Source organism: Micromonospora sp. KC207 (assembly GCF_004348615.1).
Taxonomy (GTDB): Bacteria; Actinomycetota; Actinomycetes; order Mycobacteriales; family Micromonosporaceae; genus Micromonospora.
Genome location: NZ_SMKJ01000415.1, coordinates 1 through 4,266, shown reverse-complemented (window position 1 = coordinate 4,266; position 4,266 = coordinate 1). Strand labels below are relative to the sequence as shown.

The window sequence follows — 4,266 nt, the reverse complement described above, 5'->3', positions numbered from 1 at the left end:
GACTCATGACCCCATCCTGGGCCGTCACGACGTCTACAGCAGTATTCAACGCTTCTCGATCCTGAACTCGCCCTGTCCGGCGGACTTGCTATGAACCGCTGGCCTCAACTCACCCTGACAGACAGGGGTTCAGCAGCCGCTGCATCCGGTCCGGCGTCGCGTCCCCTGCGGCCTCAGCCAAGGTCCAGCCGTTCTTGGTCGCCAACGGCGACAGCAACCCGACAAGGTAGGTCAGCGCCTGCCGGCGCGGCTCCGCCCGCCCGAAACGGTGCGCAAACCGCGCCAACAGATCATCCAGACCCGCCCGCCAGCCGACGATCTCATCGATCAACACAAGCCCGGAAGCCTGCCCGCCCTCCAACCGCCCACAACAGACAGACGGTGCGACCACGCAACCTGTCCGCCGAATAGCATCGATGTCCGCAGCTGCACAGCTGACATGACTCGAATGTCGATCATGCTAATGAGCTGGTAAAACTTAAGATCGGGCAACTACGGCTGGAGTACTAGGTGTACCACCGCGAGAGCGGTCCGTACCGTTGCCACCATTCACCCCTTTCCGCCCTTGAGGCGGACCCGACGCCGAGGAGGCACCATCTACGTCAACGGAATCTTCCTGGACGTCGAGGGACTGTCCTGGGTGGCCGGTACGGACGGCTGGCACGAGCGCCCGACCGTGTTGCTGCTACACGGTGGCCCCGGAGCCGACCACGCAGTCTTCAAACCGCGGATGTCCGCACTTGCCCGCTGGGCTCAGGTAATCTATCTCGATCAGCGCGGTGGCGGACGCAGCTTTCGCAGCACGTCCGCCGACTGGAATCTACGTACCTGGACCAACGATGTACGTACTGTGTGTGAGACGCTCGGCGTCGAGCGGCCGATTCTGCTCGGTCAATCCTTCGGCACACTGATTGCCATGTGCTATGCCATCGAGTATCCGGACCGGACCGGTGGTCTCATCCTGGCGTCGCCCTACGCGAGCGGCGACTTCTCCACGTCGTATCCGCTGTTCGAGAAGCTGGGCGGTGCTGCAGCCGGCCAGGCAGCCAGGCGGTTTTGGGAGGAACCGACCCCCAGCTCACTGGCCTCGTACCGCCTGCTGTGTGCCCCGCTGTATCCTGGCCGACCAGCGCTCGCCCCGATCCGGCAGGGCCGTCCGGCACTGCAGGGCATGAACGATGACGTGCTCCTGCACTACGTTCAAGGTGAGCACCGCAATCTGGACCTGTACGGGGTGCTGCACCGGATCCGCTGCCAGACACTGATCCTGTCCGGTCAGCGTGATCCACTGACGCCGCCCTCACACGCGCACGACATCGCTTCGGCGATGCGGCCGTCTCTGGCGAAGGTCCAGGTTCTGGCCGGAGCCGGCCATCACGTCTTTGCCGAGGCTCCCCGTGCCAGCCTGCGCCTGGTTCAAGGCTTCCTACAAGGGATGATCTGATCGCCTGACGGTGATCCGTCGAAGACCTGCGTCGACACAACGCAACGAATGTCATGGACGCTAGATGTCAATCCCCTGTCAATCCTCTGGAATCGTGGAGGGCGTCGTGGGTCTGTGGATCTTGCGGCTCTGTCTCACATCGTCTGCCGCCCCTGTGCACGGGCCAGAAGATCTCGGGCTGCGCGTCCGACCGGTGCATACGCCGCTCCCGCAGGTGCCGTTTCATCAGCAGGGGCGCCAGCGCCCATCGGCGATGGCTGCAACGATCCACGCCTATACCTTTGCAAAGGTCAAGTCATTTGACACAGCAGCCAGCCGGCGACGCTGCCGGCTGGCTGCTGCTGATGACGGGCGTGCATGCTCGTGCGACTTATGCCGGCTTTGTCACGCCACGCCGACGCGGGACGACTGATGCCGTTGCTTCCGCTGCGGCGTGTGAGAGTTCGGGGAGGACGGCGCCGTAGAACGTGGCGGTGAAGTGTGGGCTGGAGTGGCGGAGTCGGTTGGAGATGACTTTCATCTGGACGCCGGCAGCGAGTCCCATGGTGGCGGCACCGTGGCGGAGGTCGTGAAGCCGAATGGGTGGTAGCCCAGCTTGGGTGGCGAGGTGGTGGAAGTGGTCGGTGACGTCAGCAGGGTGGAGCCGCCCGCCGGTCGGGGTGGTGAACACCAGGCCGGTCTTGGTCCAGGTGGTGCCGGCGGCGAGGCGTTCCCGGTGCTGTTGGGCGCGGTGGGTGCGCAGGACGGTGATGGTTTCGGTGTCGACGGCGATGGTGGCTTCCCTGTCGGTGGTTTTGGGGGTGTCGATGGTGGTGGCCCAGCCGTGTTGGACGAGTTGCCAGCGGACGGTGAGAGTCTTGGCGTCGAGGTCAAGGTCGTCCCAGTGCAGGCCACAGGCTTCGCCTCGGCGCAGGCCGGTGAAGGTGATGAGGTGGTAGAGGACGTAGAGGCGGTCGCCTGCGTCGTGGGTGTGGTCGAGAAACCGCCCGGTGTGTTCGGGGGTCCAGATCATGACCGGGCTGGGAGTCTTGCCGGTGTCGCGCCAGGTGCGGACGCGTTGGTCGGTCCACACGGTGGGCTTGGGTGCCCGGGCGGTGGGGAGTTCGACCATGAGGGCGGGGTTGGTGTCGAGGTAGCGGTGGCGGCGCATCGCGTCGTTGAGGGCCTTGCGCAGGGTGGCGTGGATGAGGTGCAGGGTTCGGGGGCCGACGGCCCTTTGGTTCTTGACCTGGTCGCGTTTCGCTTGGTCGCGGCTGGCGCGCAGGGTGGTGATGGTGGTGTTGCGTTCGGCGATGGCCTCGTACATGGCGTCGATGTGACCGGGGCGGAGCCGGTCGATGCGTAGGTGCCCGAGGTGCGGGATGAGGTGTAGGCGGATGTGGCCTTCGTAGGAGCGCAGGGTGCCTTTCTTGATGTTGTTGCGTCCGGCGAGCCAGTCGGTGAGGTAGTTGTCGGTGTACGGGTTGGTGTCCCCAGGTAGGTACGGATGAACGTGGCCAGGCCGCGGCGTGGCGACGGGCTGGCGGGGTGTCCGATGAGTAAGACTTCGCCCGGTATGAGCTGGGCGGAGGGCGGCGATGGTTCTGCGGTCGGAGCGGTGGCTGGAGCTGCGCCGGTACCGTGCGCTGCATGAGGCGGGGCTGAGCCTGTCGCAGATCGCTCGGGAGACTGGGCTGGATCGCAAGACGGTGCGGAAGTACCTGGCGGGCGAGGCCGCGCCGGCGCCGCCGCAGCGGTCACCGCGTCGGGACGCCCGGGCGTCGGTGTTGAGCCCGTTCGCGCACGTGATCGACGCGTGGCTGCGGGCGGAACTGCTGCTCAAGGGCACGGTGATCCATGAGCGGCTGGTCGAGCAGTACGGGTTCACCGGCAACTACCAGCGGGTGAAGCTCTATCTGCAGGAAGCCCGGCCGCGGATCGCGGCGGAGTTGGGCATCGGCCCGGACGAACTGGCCGGATTGCACCGCCGGTTCGAGGTGGTGCCCGGTGCGCAGGCGCAGGTCGACTGGGGCGACGAAGGTGGAATCCTGACCCACGTCGGGATCGCCAAGGTCTACTCGTTCCACATGGTGCTGTCGTATTCGCGAGATCCGTTCTGCTGCTTCACCACCAGTCAGGACCTGTCAGCATTCTGGGAGTGCCACCGGCGGGCGTTCGCCCACTTCGGCGGGGTGCCCAAGTCGATCGTCTACGACCGGACGAAAACCGTGGTGCGCCGGCACGTCGCCCCCGGACAGGCGGTGCCACTGCACCCGGAGGCGGTCGCGTTCGCCGGGCACTACGACTTCGACATCGACGTCCTGGCCGCCTACCGACCCACCGGCAAGGGCCGGGTCGAGCGGCAGGTCACCATCGTCCGCGACCACGTCCTGGCCGGGCGGGGCTTCTCGTCGCTGGCCGACCTGGACGCCGCGTTCCAAGCGTGGGTGCCGATGCGCCGGGCCCGAACCCACCGCACCCACGGCGAGGTCATCGGCGTCCGCGCCGCACGCGACCACGCCGCCCTGCGGTCCCTGCCGGCGCGGCCCTACGTGGTCGCCGCGAGGCATCTGCGGCATGTCGGCAAAGATTGCCTGGTCGCCTACGACGCGAACCTCTACTCCGTCCCCGCCCGTTGGGTCCGGCACCGACAGCTGGTCGAGGTCCGCGCCACCGCCGCGACCATCGCCATCCACGCCACCACCGCCGACCAGCACGGCCAGACCCTGCTGGCCAGCCACCCGAGGGCGGTCGGACGCGGCGCCCGCGTGGTGAACCCAAGCCACTGGGACGGTCTGCCCGACGGACACACCCGGGCGATCACCACCGGCGACACCCCACCC

3 protein-coding genes and 1 pseudogene are annotated in these 4,266 nt (G+C 66.9%); 2 read left to right on the top strand and 2 right to left on the bottom strand.

All coding sequences use genetic code 11. The annotated features are described in order from the left end of the window. Positions 1-109 precede the first annotated feature (109 nt). Positions 110-334 (bottom strand): hypothetical protein, encoded by a 225-nt coding sequence (locus tag E1258_RS30370; RefSeq protein WP_207919829.1) that lies wholly within the window; start codon positions 332-334, stop codon positions 110-112. A 306-nt stretch (positions 335-640) separates the two neighbouring features. On the opposite strand from E1258_RS30370, the gene E1258_RS30365 reads away from it, so the two are divergent. Then, complete coding sequence (locus E1258_RS30365) at positions 641-1,444, top strand: alpha/beta fold hydrolase (RefSeq protein WP_165949943.1); 804 nt, start codon at positions 641-643, stop codon at positions 1,442-1,444. Positions 1,445-1,814: 370 nt separating this feature from the next. Here E1258_RS30365 and E1258_RS30360 read toward each other — a convergent pair. Continuing rightward, positions 1,815-2,951: pseudogene (locus tag E1258_RS30360) on the bottom strand (tyrosine-type recombinase/integrase); the annotation flags it as partial. 70 nt (positions 2,952-3,021) lie between these two features. Between E1258_RS30360 and istA the strand changes: the two are divergent. Continuing rightward, positions 3,022-4,266, top strand: a 1,245-nt coding sequence (istA, locus tag E1258_RS30355) for an IS21 family transposase (protein ID WP_132407142.1), incomplete at its 3' end; no start/stop codon positions are given.